The 22,278-nt window shown below is 63.1% G+C and carries 15 protein-coding genes; 7 read left to right on the top strand and 8 right to left on the bottom strand.

Annotated elements, in window-relative coordinates; genetic code table 11:
- Positions 1–65 precede the first annotated feature (65 nt).
- Positions 66–968 (bottom strand): peptide chain release factor N(5)-glutamine methyltransferase, encoded by a 903-nt coding sequence (gene prmC, locus DN745_RS04465; RefSeq protein ID WP_111332538.1) that lies wholly within the window; start codon positions 966–968, stop codon positions 66–68.
- Positions 969–1,029: 61 nt separating this feature from the next.
- The gene (locus tag DN745_RS04460) at positions 1,030–1,638 is read right to left on the bottom strand and encodes a DUF3575 domain-containing protein (protein WP_162687448.1); all 609 of its coding nucleotides are present in this window, start codon (positions 1,636–1,638) and stop codon (positions 1,030–1,032) included.
- 241 nt (positions 1,639–1,879) lie between these two features.
- Between DN745_RS04460 and DN745_RS04455 the strand changes: the two genes are divergently transcribed.
- A complete protein-coding gene (locus DN745_RS04455; protein ID WP_162687447.1) occupies positions 1,880–2,728 on the top strand; it encodes a hypothetical protein in 849 nt (282 codons plus the stop codon).
- Between the two features lie 35 nt (positions 2,729–2,763).
- Here the strand turns inward: DN745_RS04455 and DN745_RS04450 are convergent, their stop codons facing one another.
- Genes DN745_RS04450 through DN745_RS04440 form a run of 3 tightly spaced genes read right to left on the bottom strand, consistent with a single transcriptional unit; the run spans position 2,764 to position 5,560 of the window.
- Positions 2,764–3,642, bottom strand: a complete 879-nt coding sequence (locus tag DN745_RS04450) for a pseudouridine synthase (protein WP_111332535.1) — start codon at positions 3,640–3,642, stop codon at positions 2,764–2,766.
- A gap of 38 nt (positions 3,643–3,680) precedes the next feature.
- On the bottom strand, positions 3,681–3,986 hold the full coding sequence (locus DN745_RS04445) for a hypothetical protein (protein ID WP_111332533.1): 306 nt from the start codon (positions 3,984–3,986) through the stop codon (positions 3,681–3,683).
- A gap of 26 nt (positions 3,987–4,012) precedes the next feature.
- The gene (locus tag DN745_RS04440) at positions 4,013–5,560 is read right to left on the bottom strand and encodes a glycosyltransferase family 87 protein (RefSeq protein ID WP_111332531.1); all 1,548 of its coding nucleotides are present in this window, start codon (positions 5,558–5,560) and stop codon (positions 4,013–4,015) included.
- Positions 5,561–5,824: 264 nt separating this feature from the next.
- Here DN745_RS04440 and DN745_RS04435 point away from each other — a divergent pair, with 264 nt between their 5' ends.
- From DN745_RS04435 to DN745_RS04410, 6 genes are all read left to right on the top strand, one after another.
- Positions 5,825–7,582 (top strand): RCC1 domain-containing protein, encoded by a 1,758-nt coding sequence (locus DN745_RS04435; protein WP_133622117.1) that lies wholly within the window; start codon positions 5,825–5,827, stop codon positions 7,580–7,582.
- A gap of 105 nt (positions 7,583–7,687) precedes the next feature.
- Positions 7,688–8,479 (top strand): hypothetical protein, encoded by a 792-nt coding sequence (locus DN745_RS04430; RefSeq protein ID WP_133622118.1) that lies wholly within the window; start codon positions 7,688–7,690, stop codon positions 8,477–8,479.
- Positions 8,480–8,732: 253 nt separating this feature from the next.
- Complete coding sequence (locus DN745_RS04425) at positions 8,733–9,209, top strand: hypothetical protein (RefSeq protein ID WP_133622119.1); 477 nt, start codon at positions 8,733–8,735, stop codon at positions 9,207–9,209.
- A gap of 8 nt (positions 9,210–9,217) precedes the next feature.
- A complete protein-coding gene (locus DN745_RS04420; protein ID WP_111332524.1) occupies positions 9,218–12,940 on the top strand; it encodes a hypothetical protein in 3,723 nt (1,240 codons plus the stop codon).
- 111 nt (positions 12,941–13,051) lie between these two features.
- Positions 13,052–14,848 (top strand): OmpA family protein, encoded by a 1,797-nt coding sequence (locus DN745_RS04415; RefSeq protein ID WP_111332522.1) that lies wholly within the window; start codon positions 13,052–13,054, stop codon positions 14,846–14,848.
- Positions 14,845–17,337 (top strand): hypothetical protein, encoded by a 2,493-nt coding sequence (locus tag DN745_RS04410; protein ID WP_133622120.1) that lies wholly within the window; start codon positions 14,845–14,847, stop codon positions 17,335–17,337. The genes DN745_RS04415 and DN745_RS04410 overlap by 4 nt, the downstream gene beginning before the upstream one ends.
- A 24-nt stretch (positions 17,338–17,361) precedes the next feature.
- Here DN745_RS04410 and DN745_RS04405 read toward each other — a convergent pair whose 3' ends face one another.
- From DN745_RS04405 to DN745_RS04395, 3 genes are all read right to left on the bottom strand, one after another.
- Complete coding sequence (locus DN745_RS04405) at positions 17,362–18,606, bottom strand: bifunctional alpha/beta hydrolase/OsmC family protein (protein WP_111332518.1); 1,245 nt, start codon at positions 18,604–18,606, stop codon at positions 17,362–17,364.
- A gap of 66 nt (positions 18,607–18,672) precedes the next feature.
- A complete protein-coding gene (locus DN745_RS04400; protein ID WP_133622121.1) occupies positions 18,673–19,677 on the bottom strand; it encodes a hypothetical protein in 1,005 nt (334 codons plus the stop codon).
- A gap of 5 nt (positions 19,678–19,682) precedes the next feature.
- Entirely contained in the window at positions 19,683–22,232 is a 2,550-nt protein-coding gene (locus DN745_RS04395) for a sulfatase family protein (RefSeq protein ID WP_133622122.1), read from the bottom strand.
- Positions 22,233–22,278 lie beyond the last annotated feature (46 nt).

Raw genomic sequence — 22,278 nt, 5'->3', positions numbered from 1 at the left:
AAAAGCCCACGCTGACGAGTGTCACCGCGGGCTTAATTACCTAAAAATATCAGCGACTTACCCGCTCAGGGCTTTTGGCCCATCACGACTCGGTCGAGGCGCGCGTAGTCCTGGCGAATCGATGTCTCAACGAAGCCCGCAGCTTTTAAGATATTCTCCACCGCCTCGCCCTGCTGATACCCAATCTCGCACAGAAAATGCCCGCCCGATTCCAACGCATCGAAGCTCGCCGGGACCAGGCGACGAATCACATCGAGGCCGTCGGCGCCCGAGAAGAGCGCGAACTCGGGCTCAAAACCCTTGACGTCGACCATAATATCATCGCGCTCATCTTCGCCGATATAGGGCGGATTGCTGACAATAATGTGGCAGGGAAAGAAGTCGGCGCGGACGTTCTCGAGCAGGTCACCCTCGAAGAACTCCACCCGCTCGGCGAGCTCGAGCGCCGCCGCGTTCTCTTGGGCGAGCGCCAGGGCGTCCGGGGAGATATCGGTGGCCGCGACGCGGATATTGGGGCGCGCGTCCGCCAGCGAGAGCGCGATGGCGCCGCTGCCGGTGCCGACGTCGATGACCCGGGCGTCGGCGTCTTTATCGAGGCGTTTGAGGCATTCTTCGACCAAAATCTCGGTCTCGGGGCGCGGGATCAGGACGCGGGAGTCGACCTTGAGGTCGATCTCCCAGAATCCCTTGCTCCCCAGAATATACGCGACCGGCTCACCCGAGGCGCGCCTTTTGATCAGCGCGCGATACTCGCCCAATTCGTCTTCGCTCATGGGGCGATCAAAATGGGTATATAATTTCATGCGCTCAAAATTGAGCACCTTGGCCAGGAGCAATTCAGAGTCGAGGCGCGCGCTCTCCGAGACCTTCTTGGTCTCGAAGAAATGCGTCGTCCAGCGCAGGATCTTCAGAATTGTCCAGGGAGGCCCAAGTTTCTCGGGCGGGGTCGTGCTCGGATCCGGTTCCATAGTTGCTCATCGAGATAAGTTGAAAATGATGGCCTTGAACCCGGATCCTCACGGACCCGACTTAGAAAGACCAACCGACGTTTAGATTGACGATCGGGCCCCAATCACGGTCTTCTTCTTCGGCGCTCGTTCCGCTGGCGGTATGTTCCGCCTCGGCCTGAAGAAACGTGCGTTGAATACCGAGTTGGGCGTCCACAGTAAATCCCACTTTGGTTGCTAATTTATAACCAAGAAAAGGTCCAACGCCCAATCCTTCGCCGGTACCGCTGAAGCGGCCCTCCGACGTGTCAATCTCATCGTTGGAGACGTTGACGTACAGAATCTCGCCGCCGATCTGCATGCCATGGTCGAAATCACCGAGCACATAATAGCGAAGCTGGCCGCCGACCTCCCAGACCGAAAAGTCCACGTCGCCGAGGATATCGTCCTTCGCCGTGACCTGCCCCGCCCCGCCAACCAACGCTAAACCCCACTGCTCATGGGCTTTGAACTCGGCGGTGATCTCGACGACCGGGTTCACCAGGTGAATGGGGGAGAAGGTCACGCTCATAATATGCGTGGGGTCATCCATCGTCGCGACCGAACCGGTCCCGGCGAACGCCGAATTCGCGGCGAAGAGGATAGCGGACACGACGAGCGCCTTAAGCATGTATTTATTGGGGGAAAGCATCGGTAATCTCCGGTCGAACGATAATTTAGCTGAGTTCATTGATGACAAAAATTGCATCGATTACGATACGGCTGCACGGGTTCGACGCCCCCACACGCCAATTCATTCAATACAACTTCATTCTTTTTGGATGGAACCCGCGGTCAACGGGAATCACTGGCGTTGTATTTTGACATTGTTTACGCTCTATAGACCAGAAGACTATTCGATGAGTGGCATAAATAAAATAAAGGTCATCCAAATGAAACAAATCATCTGCGTATTATTGACAGCCTGTGCGCTGTTTTTGAGCGGCTGCATTGAGCTGCAAGACAACGAGTCGGGGCAAACCTGCACCGTCGAAAAATTCTGCGAGAACGGGCTGGAATCGGTCTGCGGCGAGGACGGCGTGACCTACGCCTGCCCGGCGCTGGCGCTGTGCGAAGGCGTCGCGATCGACCGAAGCGGCGATTCCTGCACCGAGTCCCGTGAATGCCCGGTCATTCAATGTGACGTGGAGTGCCCGAACGGATTCAAAAAGGATGCGCAGGGCTGCGACACCTGTGAATGCAAGGAAGCCCCGGCGGAGACCTGCGGCGACGACGCCTGCGTGCCCTTTTATTGCGGGTCTTCGCGCGGCCAATGCATCCGCGAGAGCGAGCTCGCGACCATCGGCAACTGCCCCGCCGGCCCCTTCAATGAGCCCGAACCGCAATGTGGCTGCACCGGCGACGAGTGCGCCGCGGTTATATGCGAAGCTGACGCCGATTGCGGCGACGGCCTCTGCGTGCGGACCCCCGAAGAAGATCGTACCGGCTATTGCGTCGACGCGACCTGCGATGACATCGCTGAGATCTACCAAAATCCGCGCCCCGAACAGGTCTCCTGCCAGCAGGATGACGAGTGCATGGTGGTCGCCAGCCTGCCGAATTGCTGCGGCGCACATTTTGTGAATGAAGAAGGCGCCGAGGTAATCGGGCAAATCGACGCGTTCGCGGCCCGCACCTCCTGCGGCCAGGAGTGGGAGGCGATCTGCGCCGTGGTTGACTGCGCGCCGCTGGAAGGCGAGCCGAAATGTGTGCAGGGAACTTGCCAACTCGTGGCTGAATAATCTGCGCCAGCCCGCATTATCGACGCGCCGATGGCTTAGAGATTCTCAAGCCAGCGCTCGAGCCGATGATGCGGGCGCCCCTCGGCGCGCCAGGTCTCGGCGTGGCGCCCGAGCGCGGCGATATGGCGCTTTCGCGCGTCTGCTCGCCCGCCGCATGCATCCCACAGCGCGTCGACCTCGTCTTCGCTCAGCCGGCGCCACTCCCCCGGCGCGACCTCGCCCATCTCGACCGGGCCGATGCGCGGGCGATGCAGATGCTCGAGCTTAAACCCCACGCCGCGCGCCATCCGGCGCACCATGCGATTTCGCCCCTCATCCACCACCACCGACAGCAGCGTCTCGGAGCCGATGCGCGGATCTGAGGCGATTTGATCTGCCAGCACCTCGACCTTGAGCGCGGTCGCCGGGTCTTTCCCATCGCCGATATCGACCCCCGCCAGCAACATCTCGATGCGCTCATCGTCGGGCAGCACGCGCCCGCGCACCCGCAGGTGATATTCCTTGGGGACGCCAAACCACGGCCGCAGCAGGCAGAAGCTCAGGTTCCCGTCGTCGGTGAGCAGCAAAAAGCCGGTGGTCGGCCGGTCGAGGCGCCCCACCGGAAAGATGGACGGCGGGAGCTTGGCCAACCAGGGCGCCAGGCAAAGGCGGTCGTGCGGGTCGCTCACCGCGGTCAGCACCCCCTCGGGTTTATGAAAGGCGAAATAATGTTGCGGCTCGCGCAGCTCCAGCGGCTCGCCGTCCAATAGAACCGTATCTTCGGCGAAGATCAGGCTCCACGGCTCGTAATCATCGCCCCAGGGCGCCTCGCTGGGTCGCACCTCAATGCGCTCGGCATCCCAGGCCAGATAGACCTCGCGGCGCGACATATTGGTTGCGTCGGCGAGGTATTTATCGAGGCGTCTGGGAATCATCGAAGAGGTCCTAAGGCGTAGGCGGGCCGGGCAGAATTTCAGGCGGCGAGCATGAAGATCAACCAATAAAGGGCGCCGCAGATGATCGAGGGGAGCGCGAATTTCGGGCTATTCTTGGCGGTCAACGCCGCCATGATGACGGTCCCGACGCCCAGCGGCGCGCTGATAAAGGGCACGCCCAGGTCGAAGGTTTTGGCCAGGGCCTGCCCAGTCCAGACCTCCACGCCCAGCGAAACCAGCGCGATAAAACCGGTCCCCACGGCCAGGAGCGCCAGCGCTCCGACCGGGCTGGAGGACATCAGTCCGGGCGGCTCTTGCTTCGCTTTATCGGCAGACGTCGTCATTCTCGCTCCTTTAAACTCATCGATGATTAAACGAAAAAGTCTTCGCTAAAGAATTGCTCGAAACGCTTAAAGGTCACCGCGCCAAACGCGTTCACCAGGATGCCAACGAGCACCAAGAACTTAAAGAGTCGGCTCAAGGGTCGGCGCCCGACCGCCAGGATCAGGATCAGATAGGGCATATAATCCAGGGCGAATCGGAAGCCGTATTGGGCGTAGCCGGTGTTCTGGTAGAACAACCCGGGCAGCGCGGTGACCGCGACCGTCCCCCAGAGCAGGCGGTACCAGAACTTATCCTGCTGGGACTCGCGCGCCTCGGGCATAAATAGATAGAAGAACACCGGGGTGCTCAACAACATGCTCATGCCGTGCTTGCTGACGACGATGAACGGCGCCTCGGGCTGAAAACGCGGCAAGAGCGTGAGCATCGCCGAGAGGTTCTTCGACAAGAAATGGATGTTAAAAAGGCCGTATTGCTGGATGCGCTTGAGGCCGCCGGCGGCCAGGTACGTATGGCCAAATTCGCTGAGTGACTCGAATCGAATCGCGTTCATCCACAGAAGGCTCAGCCCAATGACCAGGCATGGCGCGCAGAAAAGCGCGAGCTTTTTGAACGCTCCGGGCCAATCGTCCTTGCGCCATTTGCCGCCGGGAAAGAACACAAACGCGAAGAAGAAGACGCAGGTAAACAGCAGCGGCGTGCGCGTCGCGAAGGCCATCGCCAAAAAGAGCCCCGCCCAGAACGGGTGCTTTGCGTCAATCGCGCACAAAATATAGAGCAGCGCGAAGGTCAGCCCGACGATCAACGCCGTGAACCACACCTGCCCGAGCACCGCCGTCCACAGATGCACCGTCCCGAACCCGAACAGCACCGTGAGCCACAGGTTATCGTCGCGCGCCCGCCCGCTTCGCCCGCCGACGGATAATTTGCGCAGCAGGATATACATCAACATCACGTTGAGCGCGGCGAAGAAGATGGTGAAGAGCACATCATTGACCTGATAGCCCCACACCGCCGCCAGCGGCATCATCAGCACCGAGGGCCCCGGCGGAAAGGACATAAAATAGCGCTGCTTTCGCTCCCGATGATTGAGAGTTGAGCGCTCCAAAAAGACGATCTTTCCGTCGAGGGTCTTAAAGCGCCCGGTGCCCTGCTTGTCCAACCAGATGCCGCGAAATTGCTCGCCGTCCCGCGTCTCAAGCTCCCACCAGCTCGCCCAATCGTTTCGATGCGGCGGCTTGCGGTCCAACTCGAAGGGGTATTTGCCCTCGCGGCGCTTCGCCGCCTCGGAGCCCTCGCCGCCAACCTTGGCCGCGATCATCGAGTTATAGGTATTGGCAAGATACGCGAAATGCGGGTCCGTCGACGGCTTCTTGACGCGCTCCCAGGCAAATAGCGAGAAGACGATGGCCGCGGCGACAAAGAGCAGAAGCGGCACCAGCCAGCCCCGCTCGGCCAGGCGCCGGCGCATAAACGCCAACGCCGTCTCGCCCTCACGGCGCTCCGAGAGCACGGTCTGGTCTGCGGGGAGCTGCTCAGTCGGCAGCTTATAGGATGAACCCGGTTCGTGAAGCATGGGCAACGTCTTAAAATAGAAGATGGATTTAGAAATAAAAAAAGGCGCACCGCGTCAAAGACGCGCGCCAAAACATGGGCGGATTGTATGCAGGCGCCGCGCCAAAAGTCTAGGGCGTTGCGCCTTTATGGCACCTGGCAATGCTCATAATTTATGGTGTATCCTGTTGATATTGAATTAAGAAACCGATTCCGATAGAGATACGCATCGCAGCGCATATCCCGCTTATTGATGCAAAATCGCTTATATAAATGAGGCCGTCCCGTGCATTCCAATTCTTCAAATCTGACCCCGACCCCCGACGTGTCCGGGCGAAGCGCATCTGCGCGGTTGATCTTGCTGGTTTTATTCACCGGCACGCTCTTATTGAGCGCCTGCGCCAGCGGCGAAATTGACCCGAACGCGACCACCGACGGCACCATTGAAGACCGCGACGCCTCGGACCTCGACGCGGGAAATAACGGCGGCAGCGACACGGGAAAAGATGTAGGGGACCTCGACGCAAACACCGTCGAAGATGCACAAGACACGGGCTCGCCCGACGACGGGGTGAGCGCCGACACCACGCCGGATGCCGGCCCAGACACAACCAGCCCAGACACAACCAGCCCAGATGCAACGGGCGAAGACACAACCGGGCAGGACACGACAACCGAACCCGACACCCAGCAACCCGACACCACGGGCGAGGAGTGCCCCGGCGGATGCGGGCTTGAGATGGTGTGCGTGGCGGGCGAATGCGTCAGCATCTGCGACGCCAACGCGGTGGAATGCGGCGCCACCAGCATGAACGGTGTCAACGCGCAATGCGGCGTCTGCACCGGCGCCGGCGAGGTCTGCGACGCGGGTCAATGCGTCGTAAACCTTTGCGAAGAAAAGTCAGCAGAGTGCGGCAGCGTGACCTGGAACGGCGTCACCGATGATTGCGGCCTCTGCCCGAGCACCTCGGACACCTGCGTGCAAAATCGCTGCGCCAATAGCGGCTATCACCAGGCCGCCGCGGCCGCCTTCCACAACTGCGCCCTGCTCTCAAGCGGTCGGGTCGAATGTTGGGGCGTCGGCACCACCGGTGAGTTGGGCAACGGCACGAACAGCACGTCGCGAACCCCCGTTCAGGTCTCGATGCTCAGCAGCGCCACGCATATCGACGCCGGCGCCCACCATACCTGCGCCCTGCAGCAGGACGGGCGCGCCTGGTGCTGGGGATATAATACAGTCGGCCAACTGGGCGACAGAACCTACACGTCGCGCAATATGCCCGTCCAGGCGACCGCGTATACCGACATCATCGACATCGCCGCCGGGCGCTCGCACTCCTGCCTGGTGCGCAGCAACGGTCAGGTCGGCTGCTGGGGCCTGGGCGCGCAGGGCCAACTTGGCAATGGCAGCACCGCAAACTCGCGCCAACCGGTCGGCGCCACCGGGATTATCACCGCCGAGCAGGTCGTCGCGGGGGACTATTTTACCTGCGCACGCCTGGCCAATCACACCGTCTCCTGCTGGGGCGCGCCGCTGGGGAACACCGTCGGCTCCTCGACCCCTCAGACCGTTAGAAACGGCGAGCGCTCGACGTTGATCGACGTCATCGACCTCGCCGCCGGCAAAGAGCACGCCTGCGCCATCCTGAACTCCGGCCAGATCTGGTGCTGGGGCCGCGGAAATAGCGGCCAACTCGGCCACGGCGGCCCGGACGGCAGCACCATCGCCAAGCGTGTCCCCGCGATCTGGAAGGCCCGCCAAATCGCCGCCGGCGACGCGCATACCTGCGCGGTGAGCACCGACGACGACCTGTATTGCTGGGGCAATAACGGACGCGGCCAGCTCGGCAACGGCGGCGGCGGCAACCAACTCTCGCCGCGAAAGGTCACCGGGTTCTCGAACGCCCTGCACGTCAGCGCGGGCAGCGAGCATACCTGCGCCACCAAACTCGACGGCAGCCTGTGGTGCTGGGGCAACAACGACGACGGCCAACTTGGCGACGGCTACACCACCCAACGCAATATGCCCGTTGAGGTCCAATAAGCCTCGCGCCGCGAAAAATTGCTCCGCCCTGATAAGCGCACTATACTGCATCCGACTGAATATATTGGATGCGATCATCTTATCTTAAATTGAGTGGAGTGCCTCATGAGGAATGTACGGGACGATTTTCAGACGTCGATGCGCTGGCTGGTTGCCCTTTTGATCATGGCCGGCGTTGGGGTTCTCGCGCCGAACACCGCCCGCGCCCAACAAGTCGACGGAAATAACGAGATCAGCTTCGACCGGGGCAAAAAGAACGAGTTCTATATCGCCCCGCGCATGCGCGCGATCGTCGTGCCCGACTGGCTCTTGGGCGCCTTTTACGAAGAGCACGCCAGCCACTGGGACGACGGCCCCAACCTGGCCTACGGCCTGGAGTTCGTGTGGCGAAAAGTCGACGCCTACGAGATCAGCACCGCCATCGAATACGCCGATCTGAGCATGCCCAGCCAATTCTGGCTGGAGAATGACGACCCCGCCAACAACGCCGACTATACCGAGGTCGACCTGCAACTATTGTCGCTGGTCGTCTCCGGCTATTGGTATTGGGACGCCCAGAAATGGGTATCACCGTATGTCGGCGGCGGCATCGGCCTGGGCGTGGTGATGGGCGAGATCGTGCGCTACGACGCCGCCTCCGGCTCGGCCTGTGAGGCGAGCCTCGGCGGCAGCGACGGCTTCGCCTCCGACGATTGCTTCGGCCCCGACGGCGAACCCCACCCCAACTCCATCGACCAGAGCAGCCGCAAGGTCGAGGAAAGCGTCCCGCCGGTCATCCCCGTGCTCAACGTCACCGGCGGCCTGCGCTTTAATATCGGCGAGCACGCCATCGCCAAGCTCGAAGTCGGCTTCTACGACTATTTCTTCGGCGGCGTGTCGCTGGGCGGTCAGTGGTAAGTTTGCTTTGATATAACATCTTCAAAACGCCCCTCAGGCTTTGGCGCCGGAGGGGCGTTTTGCGTTTCTTGCCAGACCTTGAAGGTCTGGCTCCGGACTGATTTGGTTTCATCATTTCTTGCCAGCCTTGAAGGTCTGGCCGCCGAACCGCGCCCGAGTTTACAAGCGCGACGCCCCCGCGTATTATCTGCGCTCCGACTTCGGCCAAACCATGTTGTACCCGGCCCTTCTTTTTGCCTGGAGCAACACGATCATGTCTAAATCCACGAATCATGACGCCGAAGACTCGCGCGAGGCCCACGCTTCGGATTCCTATTTGCAATCCCTCGGTGAGCAGGTAGAACAGGGCTTGGCGTTGGGGTCGATAACGTACGAAAGGCTCGACTTTTTCAGGGCGCTACGCCTGCTTCAGGCGGGCGATATTGAGGGCGCGACACACGGCTTTCGACGCGCGTCACGCACAAGCGACGCGCCGTTTCAGGCGCTCTCGATGCTCTCGCGGGCCGAATGTGAGCGTGTGCTGGGACGTGAGGCCACGGCGATTCGCGATTGGACGCGGGTGGCCAAATCCGACCCGGCCCCGCCCGCGCTGCGCTCGATGGCCTGGATGAGCATCGCAGCGCTCGCCGAGCGGCGCGAAGATGCCAAACTCGCGGCACAGGCCGACGCCGGACTCAAAGAACTTACTCAGCTCGCCTCGGCCAACGAGCATCTATCTAATCCGGACTGACGGCGCGCATGCAGTCTTCGAATTCCGAACCGACAAATCCGCTGGGCCTCAACCTCGACTTTATGTACGGGCGAGGCTACCTCTGGGCGAATCATGAGCGATTAAGCGATTGGATCACGCTCGAAATGCTGCGCATGGAGATTCCAGACCTGGCGTTTCCCTTCGACGCGCGCGGCGGGCTCGACCGCTTTCGCAACACCCGTTGCCTGGTGCGCGAGATTGAGCTGGGCATCTCCGAGGTCGGCCTGGGCGATTTACTTCGCCAGGCGGCCGCGCAGCTCGACCGCTTCCAAGATTTGCAGGTCCGATTCTTGGCCGACGCGGTGCATATCAGCGTGCGCGTGCAGGCGATGGGAGCGGATGCGTATGTGAGCTTTCGGGCGGCGCTTATCCCGCCGGAGCCTGCGCGCGTCGATGAGATCCACCTCTCCCTCTATGACTACCGCGCCTACGGGCCGCTGCCCTTCCCGGCGCGCCTGGTCGCGTTCGAATTATTGACCGGCCTGCTCAACACCGACCTTTTGCGCCCGCCGGGGCGCGGCCAATCATTCACGGTCGGCGTGGCGGGCGATATCCTGAGCTTTCGCCCGCTCAAACTCATCTTACTCCATATCTTTGCTCATGTGGGTTGGAAGTTGCCGAACCTGTCGGACGTCGTCCTCGATGGCGCGCGTATCCGCCCGGGTTTGTTGACGATTCGCGCCGGCACCCGCGACGCCGATTGGCGCATGGCGCACTCCAACGGCTCGGCAAATCCTCGCGACGAGTTCCAGCTCACCCAGACCCGCGAGGGCGCGCGCGCGCTCGGTGCCTATGAGGCCAAAGACCTGTTTGTGCACGCCGACCAGGCGCTCTTCGACGGGCAAATTCGCCAGGCCATGCAGACGCTGTCGGGCTACCGCGACGTCTACGGCCTGCACTCCGAACTCGTCTCGCGCACGCTCGATTGCCTGCTCGCCACGCCCACGCCGGCGCACCTGGCCGAGGCCGAGGCGATCTGCCGCGAGCTCGAACACGACCACCGCGCCGATATGCGCGCCATGCTCGCCAGACCCACGCTCGCCCTGCTATCGCCGGCCCGAGGTGACCAACGCGCGCAGGTGATTTATCACTTCGAGCGCCTGGCCAACGCCCTGCGCGACCGCGGCGAGACGCCCGATTGGATCCTCGCCCAGCTAAGCCTCGCCGAGCATGTCAGCGTCGAGCGACCCAGCGACGCCTGCGCACACCTGCGCGAAATCTTGCGCGTCTCGCCGCGAAACCGCATCGCCCTGGAGAAGCTGCGCGAACTCTATACCCAGCTCAACGACGCGGCCGGCCTTGAGGAAGTCCTCAAACGCCTCACCGGCGTGTATACCGATCGCGACGCCCTTAAAAACACCTACCTCCAGCTCGCCAATTTGCTCATGGAGCGCGACGCGGCTCAACGCGCGGCGGCCCCGGATGCGATGGCCTCTCAGGGCGATGAGTTGCGCGAATCGCGCATCTATTTGGAGAAGGTGCTTCGCCTGGACCCGACCGAACTCGACGCGCTCAACACCCTGGGCGAGAGCTATGTGGTGGGCGCCGAACCCCTGCGGGCGCTCAAGACCTTCGGGTCGGCGGCGCGCGCGGCCGAGGCCAGCGGGCATCCCAGACGCGCGGCGCGCTTGCTCTATCGGGTGGCGCGTCTGTGGAGCGACGAACTTCGAGACCTCGAGCAGGCGCTGATGACCTGCCGGCGCGCGCTGGCCCTGTGGGACGGCGCCGACTTCTCCGAAGCCGACACCGAATCCGAGCGCACCCACGCCGACTTGCTCGAATTGGCCGCCAAATTATGCACCGAGCGCGAACAACTTACCGAAGCCACCGACTATTGGCTCCTCGCGATTCCGCTGCTCGAGAAAGAGGTCGAGCAGGCCGAGCATCTCGCGCCGGGCTCCTCCGATTGGATCGCGCCGGACTCGCGCACGGGCATCTCTCCGAAGGCCCGTCTGGTCGACGCGCATCGCCAGATCGCGCGCATCTATCAAGAGCGCGGGCGCGACGCTGCGGCCGAAACACACGTCAACCGCGCCCTCGAGATTGACCCCTACGCGCAGATCTTCGACACCCCGACGCCGTCGCCCGAGCTCGACGCGCAGGCCAAGGATGAATCGCTCGCGGCCGAATTCACCGAGCCCATTGTGGGGACCCAGAGCACCGGCGAGGCGCCCGAGTTCTCGAGAGCCGACGCGCTCACCCGCAAGTTGCTTCCGCCCACCTCGGAGCAACTTGAGGCAGACAAGTCGACATCGGCATCTTCGCAATCGGCCAAGCCCGAGGAGCCAAACCTCGATGACTTCCGCGCCAAATATCGCGAGCTTTTCCTGGCCAAAAAGGCCGAGCGCGCGGCACAGCAATCCGCAGCCGAGGACCCAAGCGACACAGCCGACACCACCGAATCCGACGCCGAGCTTTCGCCCGAGCAGATGATTCGCGAGCAGATCGCCGAAGCGCGCTCGCTCGACAACCCGATGCGCCTGGCCGACACGCTCGACGAGCTCATCGCGTCGCACTTCGACGCAGACGACGACATCGTGCTCGAGCAGGCCGAGTTGATGCGCGTGAGCCTGGAGCTCGGGGAGCTCTATTATTATGACCTCGAGGACGCGCAGACCGCGCGGCGCCACCTGGAGCGGGTGCGCGACGAGGACCCCGACGGCCTCGGCTCCCAGCCCACCCTGCTGACCACTTTGGAGGCGATTTACGAGGAATGCGGCGCGCTCTCCGAGCGAATCCGCATCCTCAACACGCGCCTTGAGAACGCCGACTCGGCCGAGATGAAGATCACCTATCGCCTTATTATTGCTCAGCTTATCTGGGATGAGACGCCCGATACGCCGGGCGAAGATGGCGAGCTTGAAGGGCGCGCAGGGGAGGCACGGAAGTGGCTGGCCGAAGTGCTGCAAAGCGACCCGCAGAACGAGGCGGCGCACCGCTTGCTCGGACAAATCGCTTATACCCTCGATGATTATGAGCGCGCGGCGCGCCACTACAAGTCGGTGCTCAAGGTCGCCGGCGGCGGGCTCGACGCCATCGAGATGGAGCGCGACCTCGCGCGCCTGCTGCTCGACAAGCTCGGCAAGGCCGACGCCGCCAAGGGGCATTTCGAGAACGTCTTAAAGGCCGCGCCGGGCGACTCCATCGCGCTCGACGCCATCAAGCAATGCCAGGCGGCGACCGAGGATTGGGCCGGATATATCGAGAGCCTGGGCCGCGAATTCGGCCTGCTCATCGGCCAGCCCGAGGGCGTCAGCGTCGACGCCATGATTCAGCTCGACCCCGAGACCATCAGCTCGGCGGTGCGCGTTCCCGCCAGCCAAATCGTGGCCGACGCGGCGCATATCGTCGAGCAAGATCTGGTCGACCTGGAGCAGGCCTGGGGGCTGTGGGGCAGCGCGTTCGCCCTGTGGCCCGAGCATGTCGACGCGCTGGAGCGGCGCGTCGCGCTCGACCGCACCCTCGACAAATCCCAGGCTTTGGCACAAGATCTCGAGTCCTACGCCGAATTGCTGCTCGACCCGCACGCGAGGTTCGAAATTCTGAACGAAGCCGCCACGCTCTACGCCAATAAGCTTGAGCGCCCCGACCTGGCCCGCCCCATCTTCGCCGAGGCCATCGCGCTTGTTCAGGATGAAGAGGAGCCGCCCGCCGGCTTGGACCCTGCGCGCCGCGCGCTGCGCGCCTTGCAATCGGATACAAAATCGTAGAAATCAACGCATAAGCCGAGCGCAGGCTCGCTCGACGCCAAAATAGACACGAATAGCGCACTGGTTCGACGAATAAATAATTATTGTTTTAATACACGTTCAGGACGCCCCATGACGAAACCCACGCAGCAACCTTCGCCGGAGAACCCCGCCGACTCTTGGTCATTTAACGCGACAAAGATGCGCCGCATGGCCGGCGTATTTTCGGCATTGGCGGCGCTGAGCGTCGGATTCTTCGCCGAGACCGCTCAGGCCCAGGACCTCGATCTTCCCGATATCCAACTGCAGCGATTCCGCCCGGCCCCCGGCCCGGCTGACTTTCTGAACGTGTATAGCTCCGGCATCGCCAAACATCTGGAGTGGGACGCAAGCTTCTACCTGGACTTCGCCGACAACCCGCTGCAGCTCGCCGCGCGCGGCGCGCGCTATAGCGAGACGGTCGACGCCCAGACCACGCTCTCCCTGCTGGGAAGCGTCGGCCTGTTCGACCGCTTCGAGGTCGGCCTGCTCATCCCCGTCACGGTCTTCCAGGCAAGCCAGGGCCTGCAACCCATCCTCCCGCCAGGCTCCGAGGACTCCACGGACCTGTCGATTATGGGCATCAACGACTGGCGCCTGTCGGCCAAATACCAAATCCTTGATCCCCGCGATGAGCTGGTCGGCCTGGCGCTGGTAGGCTCCTTATACGCCCCGATCGCGACCCAAAACACGCTGACCAGCGACGCTGGCGTGGGCGGCGAAGTCCTGGCCGCGGCCGACTATTTCATCTGGCGAGGCATGCGCGTGGGCGCCAACCTCGGGTATCGCTATCGCCCGATGAAGGAGACCTTTCGTGATGCGACCATCGGCGACGAATTCCTGTGGGGCGCGGCGCTCAGCGTGCCGGTGTTCATGCGTGAACTCGACGCGATTCTCGAGATCGACGGCGCGGTAAGCCTGGCCGAAAAGGGCCGCGCGCTTCGAAACGGCGAAGTCCCCGCCGAGATTAAGCTCGCCGGACGCTACGCGATCACTGACAATTGGACGTTGACCGCCGGCGGCGGCTCCGGGCTGACCAACGGCGTCGGCACGCCTGACCTTCGCCTCTTCGTCGGCCTGGGTGGCTACTGGGTCTACGGCGGCGAGTGGTCGATGGACTATAAATCGCCGGCCTTTGACGGGCGCACCAGCCCCTGCCCGGACGGAAGCCCGAGCGAAAACGGCTGCCCCGAACCCGACAGCGACGGTGACGGCGTGCCGGATAGCGTCGACCGCTGCCCGAATACCCCGCCCGGAACGCGCGTGATGACCGACGGCTGCCCCGAAGACGACTTCGGCGACGATGGCCCGCCGGTTCTTGAGCTTCCGGACCGCGACGGCGACGGCATTTTGGACCGCGACGACGATTGCCCCGACGTCCCCGGCGTGGCCGAATATAACGGCTGCCCGCCCGACCGCGACGGCGACGGCATCCCGGACGACCAGGACGATTGCCCCGATGAGTTCGGCGTGCCGGAACGAAACGGCTGCCCGGACCCGGGCCGCAAGGTCGTGGTCACCAAGGATAAGATCGTCATCATCGACAAGGTTCACTTCGAGACGTCGAAGGCGACGATTCGCCCCGATAGCTTCGACATCCTCAACGAGGTCGTGGAAGTGCTCGAAGACCACCCGCATATCGAGGCGCTGCGCATCGAGGGACATACCGACAGTCGAGGCCGCAAAGCCTTCAACGATAAGCTCAGCCAGCAGCGCGCCGACAGCGTACGCAAATACCTGATCGACAAGGGCATCGCGCCCTCGCGCCTCACGGCCAAGGGCTACGGCCCGTCCACCCCGATCGACACCAACGACACCGCGGAAGGTCGCGCGAATAACCGACGCGTCGAGTTCACCATCCTCACGGGTGAGGACAGCGTCGACGAATGATTCCCACCTGCGCAAACCCGCCGACCCACGGCGGGCGTGTTCCTCCTCGGGACGCGTCCGCCGCGCCGCATGCGCGCCGTCCCTGGCGCGCGTCACTGCTCCTCGCGTTGCTGATTGCCGGCTTCCTGGCCGGTTGCGTCGAGGAGCGCAGCAGCATCGACCTGCAGCGGGTTCCGATGCCCGAGGGTGGCTCTGTCTATACCGTCGCCGTGCTCGACGGTGACCCGGAGCCAAGCCTCGTCGCGCCCTCCCACGCCGGCCTATTTATCCACCACAGCGACCGCGGCGCCTGGGAGCATATCCAGCCGCGCTCACAAGATGCGCTGCGCCAGCAACGCCTGGGCCAGCCCAATGACGAGGCGTTGACGCCCGCGCGGCGCGCGCTCAACTTTCGCCCCTCCGAATTATTTACCGCCCATGACTCCCGCCTCTGGCTTGCCCCGGGCGTCTCGGAGACCGGCACCCAGGAGTTTTTGACCAGCGAAGACCTCGGTCGCACCTGGAGCCGAACGCCGCTGCCCATCATCGCGGCCCAGCCCGAAGATCCCCCCGACGAGCCCGAGACCAGCGACGCCCCAGACGCCGGCTCAGATACCCAGGACGAGCGTCCACCCAGCGATCAACCGGCGCCCGATGGGCCGACCGACGAGACCCAACCGCCGGCTGAGCCCACCCTTAGGCCCAACCCGGCGCACCTGCGCTTCGTCAATACCGGCGAGCTCGGGTTCTACCTGATGGGCGCGAATAACCTGTGGAAGCTCAAACTCCCGGCCGACGCGCCCCTGCGCGCGGACGCCCAGCCCGAGGAGCTCTGGGAGAATATCTCCCTGCGCGGCGCCCAGCTCGACGACGACTCCAATCGCACCAAGCTGCCGTATATGCTGCGCCACTACCTTCCGGCCGCCCCCCAGCGCCCCTACGAGATGCTCACGATGCTTCGCGAGCGCCTCCATATTTACCGACGTGACGCGGGCGAGCCGAAGTTTAAGGAAGTCGCGGTGCTCGACGGCGCCGACTCCCAACTGGCGACCGTGCCGGGCACCAACCTGGTGCTCATCCTGACCTCCGAAGGGCTGTTCAAGAGCGAAGATGACGGCAAGACCTGGAACCGCCTCACCTGGTATTCCCTGACCCAGGATGACACCCAGGGCCAGGCATTGCAGGTGCTGGCCGCCACCCCGGACCACCCCGCGACGCTGCTGCTCGCCCTGGAAGACGGCGCGATCTATCGAAGCGACGATTTGGGCGAGAAGTTCACCGAAGTGCGCCCCCCTGACCTTGACCTTCGCGGCGTCGTCGACTTCGCCTATAGCCGCAAACACGACCGCGTCTGGGCCGCCACCAACGGCGCCGGGGTGCTGCGCTCCCTAGACCGCGGCAAGACCTGGCAGAACATCAACGACGAGCTGCGCGCCACCCGCGCATCAGATATCGGCGCCGACGAAAGCGACGCCTTTTTGCTCGGCACCGACGCCGGGCTCTACCGCCTCGCCGGACGCCCCGAGAGCGGCCAATGGCAGATGCTGCAACCGCGCGCCATCACCGCGATTCGCGTCGAGCACGACAGCGGCGCCATCCTCAGCGGCACCACCACCGGCGCCATCGTGCGCCTTGAAACCAGCGGTAAATCGAGCGTCTCACAGGCCGCGCCCTCCGCCCCCACGGGCGCCACCGCGTTTCGCGCCCCGCGTTTTCGCGGCATGGATTTGCCCCCGCGGGCCATCGTCGCCATCGAAGCCCACCCGGATAACCCTCAGGTCTACGCCTGGTCCGCCCACCGCGGCCCACTGACCTCGCTGGACTCCGGGGTCTCATGGACATCGCTCGCCCTGAACCCGGCCTTCGAGAGCGCGCTTGAGGGCTCCTATATCTCGAACTTCACCACCGAAGTCGGCGAGCGCATCTATCTGGTAACGCGCGGCCTGAACCCCTCGGCGCCGACACAATTATGGCGATCCTATAATAACGGCGAGACCTGGCACGCGGTCTCCAGCCTTGAGCGCGGCCCGCGCCCCAGCGACGTCTTCCTGGCGCACAACCCGAGTTTATCCCCCGAAAATGTCTTTATGGCGCATCGAAACCGCTTCGCGCGGTCCCTGGACGGCGGAAGCTCCTGGCGCGACCTGCGCGGCCCCTGGAGCGACGGTGAGATCCTTCTATACGAGCTTATCGACGACAAACATCTGCTCATCGTCGAGAGCTTCCAGACCACCTATCTGGTGTTGGTCACCGACACCGAGCAGGAACGCCCGAGCTTTCGCAATTATCAGTTGAATTGGCCCAAGCGCCGGGGCATTGACCGCGCCGACATCCACAATATCTCGGTGCAAGGCGGCTACTTCTTCCTGAGCACCGACCGCGGCCTCTACACCGGCAAAGTCCCCGATGAGCACCAACGCCTGCCCAACGGGCTCGCCGTGCTCATCACCATCATCTCGGTCGCACTGCTCACCCTGCTCGGGTTCGGCATCATGCGCGCGACCGCGTAACTCAGCGGGGCTCAGGCGCGCAGATTATTGCGCGTCTGGAAACTCCAACAATTCGGTCTCGATGATATTCTCGCGGGTCAGCGTTCGATGCACCGGGCAGCGGTTCGCGATTTCGACCAGACGCGCGCGCTGCGCGGCGTCCAGGTCCCCGCGGAGGCGAATCTCTCGGCTAAATTTATCCACCTGTGCGCCGCGCTTGTTATCCGCAGCGCCATCGGCGCTGACCTTCGCGTGGCGAACCTTTACCTGAACGTGCTCAAGCGGCCACTCCTTGCGGTCGGCGTACATACGCAGGGTCATCGACGTGCAGGCGCCCAGAGCGGCGCACACCAGACCGTAGGGGTCCGGCCCCGCGTCGTCCCCGCCCATGCTCAGCGGCTCATCGACCCAAAATTGATGCCGCCCCAGGACCACACGATTGACATAGAGCCCCTCGTCGGTTTGCTCGACGAGCACCGTGTCCGGCTCGCTATCTTCGCCGGTCGCCTCGGCCGGCTGCGCCCGGTCGATATACAGGTCCGCCCAGGTCGCCAGCATTTCGCCCGCGAATTGCCCGTGCTCAGCGCCGCGCAAAAGATGACTCGCGCCGTCCAGCGTCACGAAACTCTTTGGGTAAGATGCCGCCTCGAAGATCTGCTCGGCGTTTCGAATATCGATGACGCGGTCCTGCGGGCTATGCATCACCAGCAGGCCGCCGTCGAAGGCCGCGATATCCTCGGCGAGCTGTGCGTCGCGCACGTCATCGAGGAATTGGCGCTGAATCTGAAACGGGCGGCCGCCGATATTCACAGTCGCCACGCCCTGGGCTTCGACCGCGTCGATGTCGACCCGGATCGAGTCGAGGATATGCGCCGGGTCAAAGGGCGCCGCGATGGTGCAAACCCCGCGCACTTCGGGGATCTGGGGCGCGGCTTTGAGCACCGCGGTTCCCCCAAAGCTATGCCCGATCAGCAGCGTCGGCGCCTCGAATTCGGCCCTCAAAAAATCGGCCGCGGCCACCAGGTCTTCGACGTTGGAAGAGAAGTTGGTATTGGCAAAATCCCCCTCCGAATTGCCCAGCCCCGTGAAGTCAAATCGCAGCACCGCGATGCCCTTGGCGGCCAGGTGCTTACTCAGACGCACCAGGGCGGTGAGGTCCTTGCTGCAGCTAAAACAATGCGCCAGCAAGGCGTAGGCGCTGGGCTCAACATCGGCGGGAGTTTGCAGGCGAGCGTCCAGGGTGAGGCCATGCGCGCCCTTAAACGAGACGCGACGTGCTTTGGTGTTCATCAAAAGCTCCTGTCATAGTCCTAAAATTCGCTGCGCCATGCCCCGGCCTGAGGCCGCCCCGCCCGCCTATTTCAACTCACGCGCGAGCGCGTCGACCGACTCCGCCAGCGACGGCGCCTCCTCACCGCGCGGCATCACGCACCAATTAAGCAGGTGCAAAGAGACCGGCACGATCTTATATCCGTCCTTTCTCTTCACCCGAAAAACCGGCGGCGACGCAAAGCCCGAAGAATCCGGCGTGCACACGCCCCACTGCACGTCCAAATCGTGGACCGCGCGCAGGATCACGCCGATAAAATCGCATAAGGCCTGAAAAATCGACGGGTCAATCCAGCGCAGACAATTCTGTTTGTCCTGGACGATAAATAGTTCCAACTCGTGGAGACCCTTGCGATTCGGGGTCACCGAGGCGTTCAAATATTGGCGCAAATAGGTCGCCATAAGGCGTGAGGGGCCGCCGGGGGTCTGCCCCCAGAACTCACCCGCCAACTTCTTGGTCATCTCCGCCTGGATGGTCAACAGGTTGTTGGCGATCACCGGGTCCACCCGCGAGATATCCATCACATAGACCGCGCTCGGGCGCGGCGAGGGCGTCAGCCCGGCTGCGCGCGCCTCGTCTCGCCAGGCGTTGATCCGCTCGGCGTATTGGTCCGGGGCGAAATCGATCTTCGAAAACCCGATCTCCTCGATGACCTTCTGGCTCTCGGCCGACATCGGCGCGAACACGAGCAGGCGCATCTTCTCAAAGTTGCGCGCGGCCGTCTTATTATCCGGCGACTTACTCAGCTCGGCCAGGACGGTCACCTGAATCAGCTCGCGCAGCAGCTTATCCAGGGCCCGCGCGCCCGGGTCAGACCAGGCGCCCAGGGTCCACTCCCAACTATCTTCGAGCGTGACCTCGAGCACCCGCGGGTGCACCGCGGAGGCGTCGATGGGCTCGCTCTTTTGGCGACGCGACTTATTTAACTCCGGCAATAAGGCGTCGAGCGGGCGCTCCTCGGACATTCTCCCGAGGGCACCCATCCCTAGATCACCAGGCGCTCCGTTGCTTCCGTTCTCATTCGAACTCATTGAGTTCACTCCGCAGATATATGATCAACAAACCCAGGCTTCAGGTTGCTAGCAACTCCCCAGGTCTCCTTATTCCAGCGCTCTCGGTGCGCGCGGAAATACCCCATCGAGTCCAGGGTCCAGCGACTGGCCAGCGGGTGTTGCTCGGCGACGTTTTTGAGCTCCAGCGGGTCGGCGTTTCGGTCGTATAACTCATAGGTGCCCCGCTTCAGGTATAATTTCCACTGCTTCATCTGCATCGCGTAGTGGATCTTATATTGGGTCGCCACGGCCGGCTCGGGGTAGTCCCCCTGGACGTGATGGGTCAGCGGAATCACGCTCTTACCCTGCAAATCATCGGGGCGCTTGGCCCCGAGCGCGTCGAGAATCGTCGGATAGACGTCGATGACGTCCACGCCCGCGGTGACCACGCTATTCTTGTTGATCAGCGGCGGATAATAGACAATCAGCGGCACGTTCACCAACTCCTGGTGGACGTTATGGCCGTGCCCGACGCTGCCGTGCTCCCAGAATTCCTCGCCGTGGTCGGAGGTGACAATCACCATGGTTCCCTCCCACAGACCGGCCTCTTCGAGCCCGGCGCGAAGCTCCCCAAACGCCTGATCATTATAGGTAATTTCGCCCTTATACAGGTTGATAATGCGCTCTTTGTCGCGCTCGCTGACCGCGCGACCGCCCTTGATGGCGCCGAGGTCCTGGCCCGAGATATAGCGACCGTAGCGGCCACTATAGGGCTTGGTGTCATAGAGCTCGGTGATGCCCTTATGCGCGCGGTAGGTCACGTGCGGGTCGATGGTGCCGAGGTACAGAAGAAAGGGGTCCTCGGAGTTCTTCTTCGCCCAATCCAGGCCGTGCCGGGCGATGTCTTCGCCCTTGATGCCCCAGCCCTCGCGCAGGTTGTTGACGTAGTGATTCCAGCCCTGGGCGAAGCCGCCGTTTTTGGAGACATAGCCGTTGGCCACGTGAATCGCGGTCTTATAGCCGTGGTCCTGAACGGCCTCGGAGAAGAGGTAATGACGCGGGTGCAAAATGCCCTTGCCGACCAGGCCGTTTCGGCTCGGATATTGCCCGGTAAACAGCGCGGCGTGGCTGGTGCGTGACTCGTTGCCCTGCACATAAGCCGTGGTGAAATAGGCGCCCTCCTCGGCCAATTTGACCAGGTTCGGGGCCTGCACGTCGGTCTCAAACCCGAGGGGCAAATAGTCGGCGCGCAGGGTGTCGATGACCCACATGATGATGCGCTCCGGGGGTTTGACGCCCGTCGGCACAGCCGGTCGCTCACCCGGCATTACCAGCGAAGCCTCGCGAATCTCGACCTGCTCGCCGGCGTCACACCCGTCGCTGCCGCGCAGCTCGACGCGCGCGATTTGCTCGGACCACTCGGAAAGGTCGATGGCGGTCTTCTGCTCGGTGCCGCGCGCTTTGACGAGGTTGCGGGCCACCGAGGTCGCCTTCTTCACGCCGGTCTTCGCCGCGGGGTCCTCGATATAGAGTTCGAGTTCAACGCCGCACTCTTCGGGAGCGTGAAGGTCCAGCGAGAGCTGGCCTTTCTTGGGCACCCAAATATACCAGGCCATGCCGGTCTCGGCGTCCAGCGTCAGCTTATCCTGAGCCAGCGGCATCGACGAGTGTTTTTCGAGCGCGGCCGCGGCCATAGACACCGCCTCGACCGCCTCCTCAGCCTCCTCCTCATCCGGCGCTGGCGTGGCACCTTCGCCCCCGCCCGCGCTTCCGCTCCCGGCCTGCGCCGCCGAATCGGCCACCTCATCCTGCTTGGCGCCTTTATCCTCGGCGTCGCCTTCGGCCGGCGCCTTCTCGGCCGCGGCCGCCTCATCCGGCAGCGCCGCTCCGAGCGCCACCCAGGCAATCGCACCGCCGGACAGCTGTCCGTTAATGCGACCCATATTCGAGAACGAGAGGTCAATCTGGCTATCACCGCGGACCTTGGAATCCGCCGGCACCGTAATCGTCACCTCTTGCCAGCCCTCGGCCAGACTGGCCGGCTCGAGCGCCTGACCGTTCACCTTGACCGTCAGCGTATTCTGCCACTGCGCCGGGTTGAAGACCTTCAGGCGTAATTGCTGCTCGACATCCGGGCGCAGCGTCGGCAGCCAGAGGCTCGCGTTTCGCGCCTTAATCGCCGCGGCGGTCTGCTTGTCGAGCGTGGTCCCGAGCATCCAATCTTTGGTGTGGTTGCCGTGAATATAGCGCATAAAATCGGGCGTGTTCGCGTCGACCAACAGGGTCGGCGCGCGGTCTGCGAACGCGATTCGATGCGCCAGCGGACGGTTCACCAGAAGATCGAAAACCGAGAAATGCGCGCCCTCAAGGGCGGGCAGCGCAGGCGCGATCTTCGGCTTCTCCGGCTCCGCCTTCGCGGCGGCCTCACCGGCCTTGGGCGCGCTGGAGTTCGCGGCGCTCGTGGCGAGCCCCTGAGACTCGGATTTCTGACGGGTATCCGTCGATTGCGCGCTGCATCCAGTGCCCGCGAGCATCCCGCAGACGGTCGCGGACAAGAGCCCGAGCCGCCACAAATTCGATGACGTATTTTTCATGGAAGACTGTAAAGAGGGTTGAATTCGTGCCTGAAGATTCGACTCG

Source organism: Bradymonas sediminis (genome assembly GCF_003258315.1).
Taxonomy (GTDB): domain Bacteria; phylum Myxococcota_A; class Bradymonadia; order Bradymonadales; family Bradymonadaceae; genus Bradymonas; species Bradymonas sediminis.
Note: the sequence above shows the minus strand (reverse complement) of the source record. Positions and strands in the feature narration are given on the sequence as shown.

Bases quoted from the DNA above. Each gene is read 5' to 3' on its own strand.
- DN745_RS04430 (WP_133622118.1), top strand. From the start codon at position 7,688: ATGAGGAATGTACGGGACGATTTTCAGACGTCGATGCGCTGGCTGGTT.
- DN745_RS04450 (WP_111332535.1), bottom strand. From the start codon at position 3,642: ATGATTCCCAGACGCCTCGATAAATACCTCGCCGACGCAACCAATATG.
- DN745_RS04400 (WP_133622121.1), bottom strand. From the start codon at position 19,677: ATGAGTTCGAATGAGAACGGAAGCAACGGAGCGCCTGGTGATCTAGGG.
- DN745_RS04455 (WP_162687447.1), top strand. From the start codon at position 1,880: ATGAAACAAATCATCTGCGTATTATTGACAGCCTGTGCGCTGTTTTTG.
- DN745_RS04420 (WP_111332524.1), top strand. From the start codon at position 9,218: ATGCAGTCTTCGAATTCCGAACCGACAAATCCGCTGGGCCTCAACCTC.
- DN745_RS04395 (WP_133622122.1), bottom strand. From the start codon at position 22,232: ATGAAAAATACGTCATCGAATTTGTGGCGGCTCGGGCTCTTGTCCGCG.
- prmC (WP_111332538.1), bottom strand. From the start codon at position 968: ATGGAACCGGATCCGAGCACGACCCCGCCCGAGAAACTTGGGCCTCCC.
- DN745_RS04405 (WP_111332518.1), bottom strand. From the start codon at position 18,606: ATGAACACCAAAGCACGTCGCGTCTCGTTTAAGGGCGCGCATGGCCTC.
- DN745_RS04445 (WP_111332533.1), bottom strand. From the start codon at position 3,986: ATGACGACGTCTGCCGATAAAGCGAAGCAAGAGCCGCCCGGACTGATG.
- DN745_RS04440 (WP_111332531.1), bottom strand. From the start codon at position 5,560: ATGCTTCACGAACCGGGTTCATCCTATAAGCTGCCGACTGAGCAGCTC.
- DN745_RS04460 (WP_162687448.1), bottom strand. From the start codon at position 1,638: ATGCTTTCCCCCAATAAATACATGCTTAAGGCGCTCGTCGTGTCCGCT.
- DN745_RS04415 (WP_111332522.1), top strand. From the start codon at position 13,052: ATGACGAAACCCACGCAGCAACCTTCGCCGGAGAACCCCGCCGACTCT.
- DN745_RS04425 (WP_133622119.1), top strand. From the start codon at position 8,733: ATGTCTAAATCCACGAATCATGACGCCGAAGACTCGCGCGAGGCCCAC.
- DN745_RS04410 (WP_133622120.1), top strand. From the start codon at position 14,845: ATGATTCCCACCTGCGCAAACCCGCCGACCCACGGCGGGCGTGTTCCT.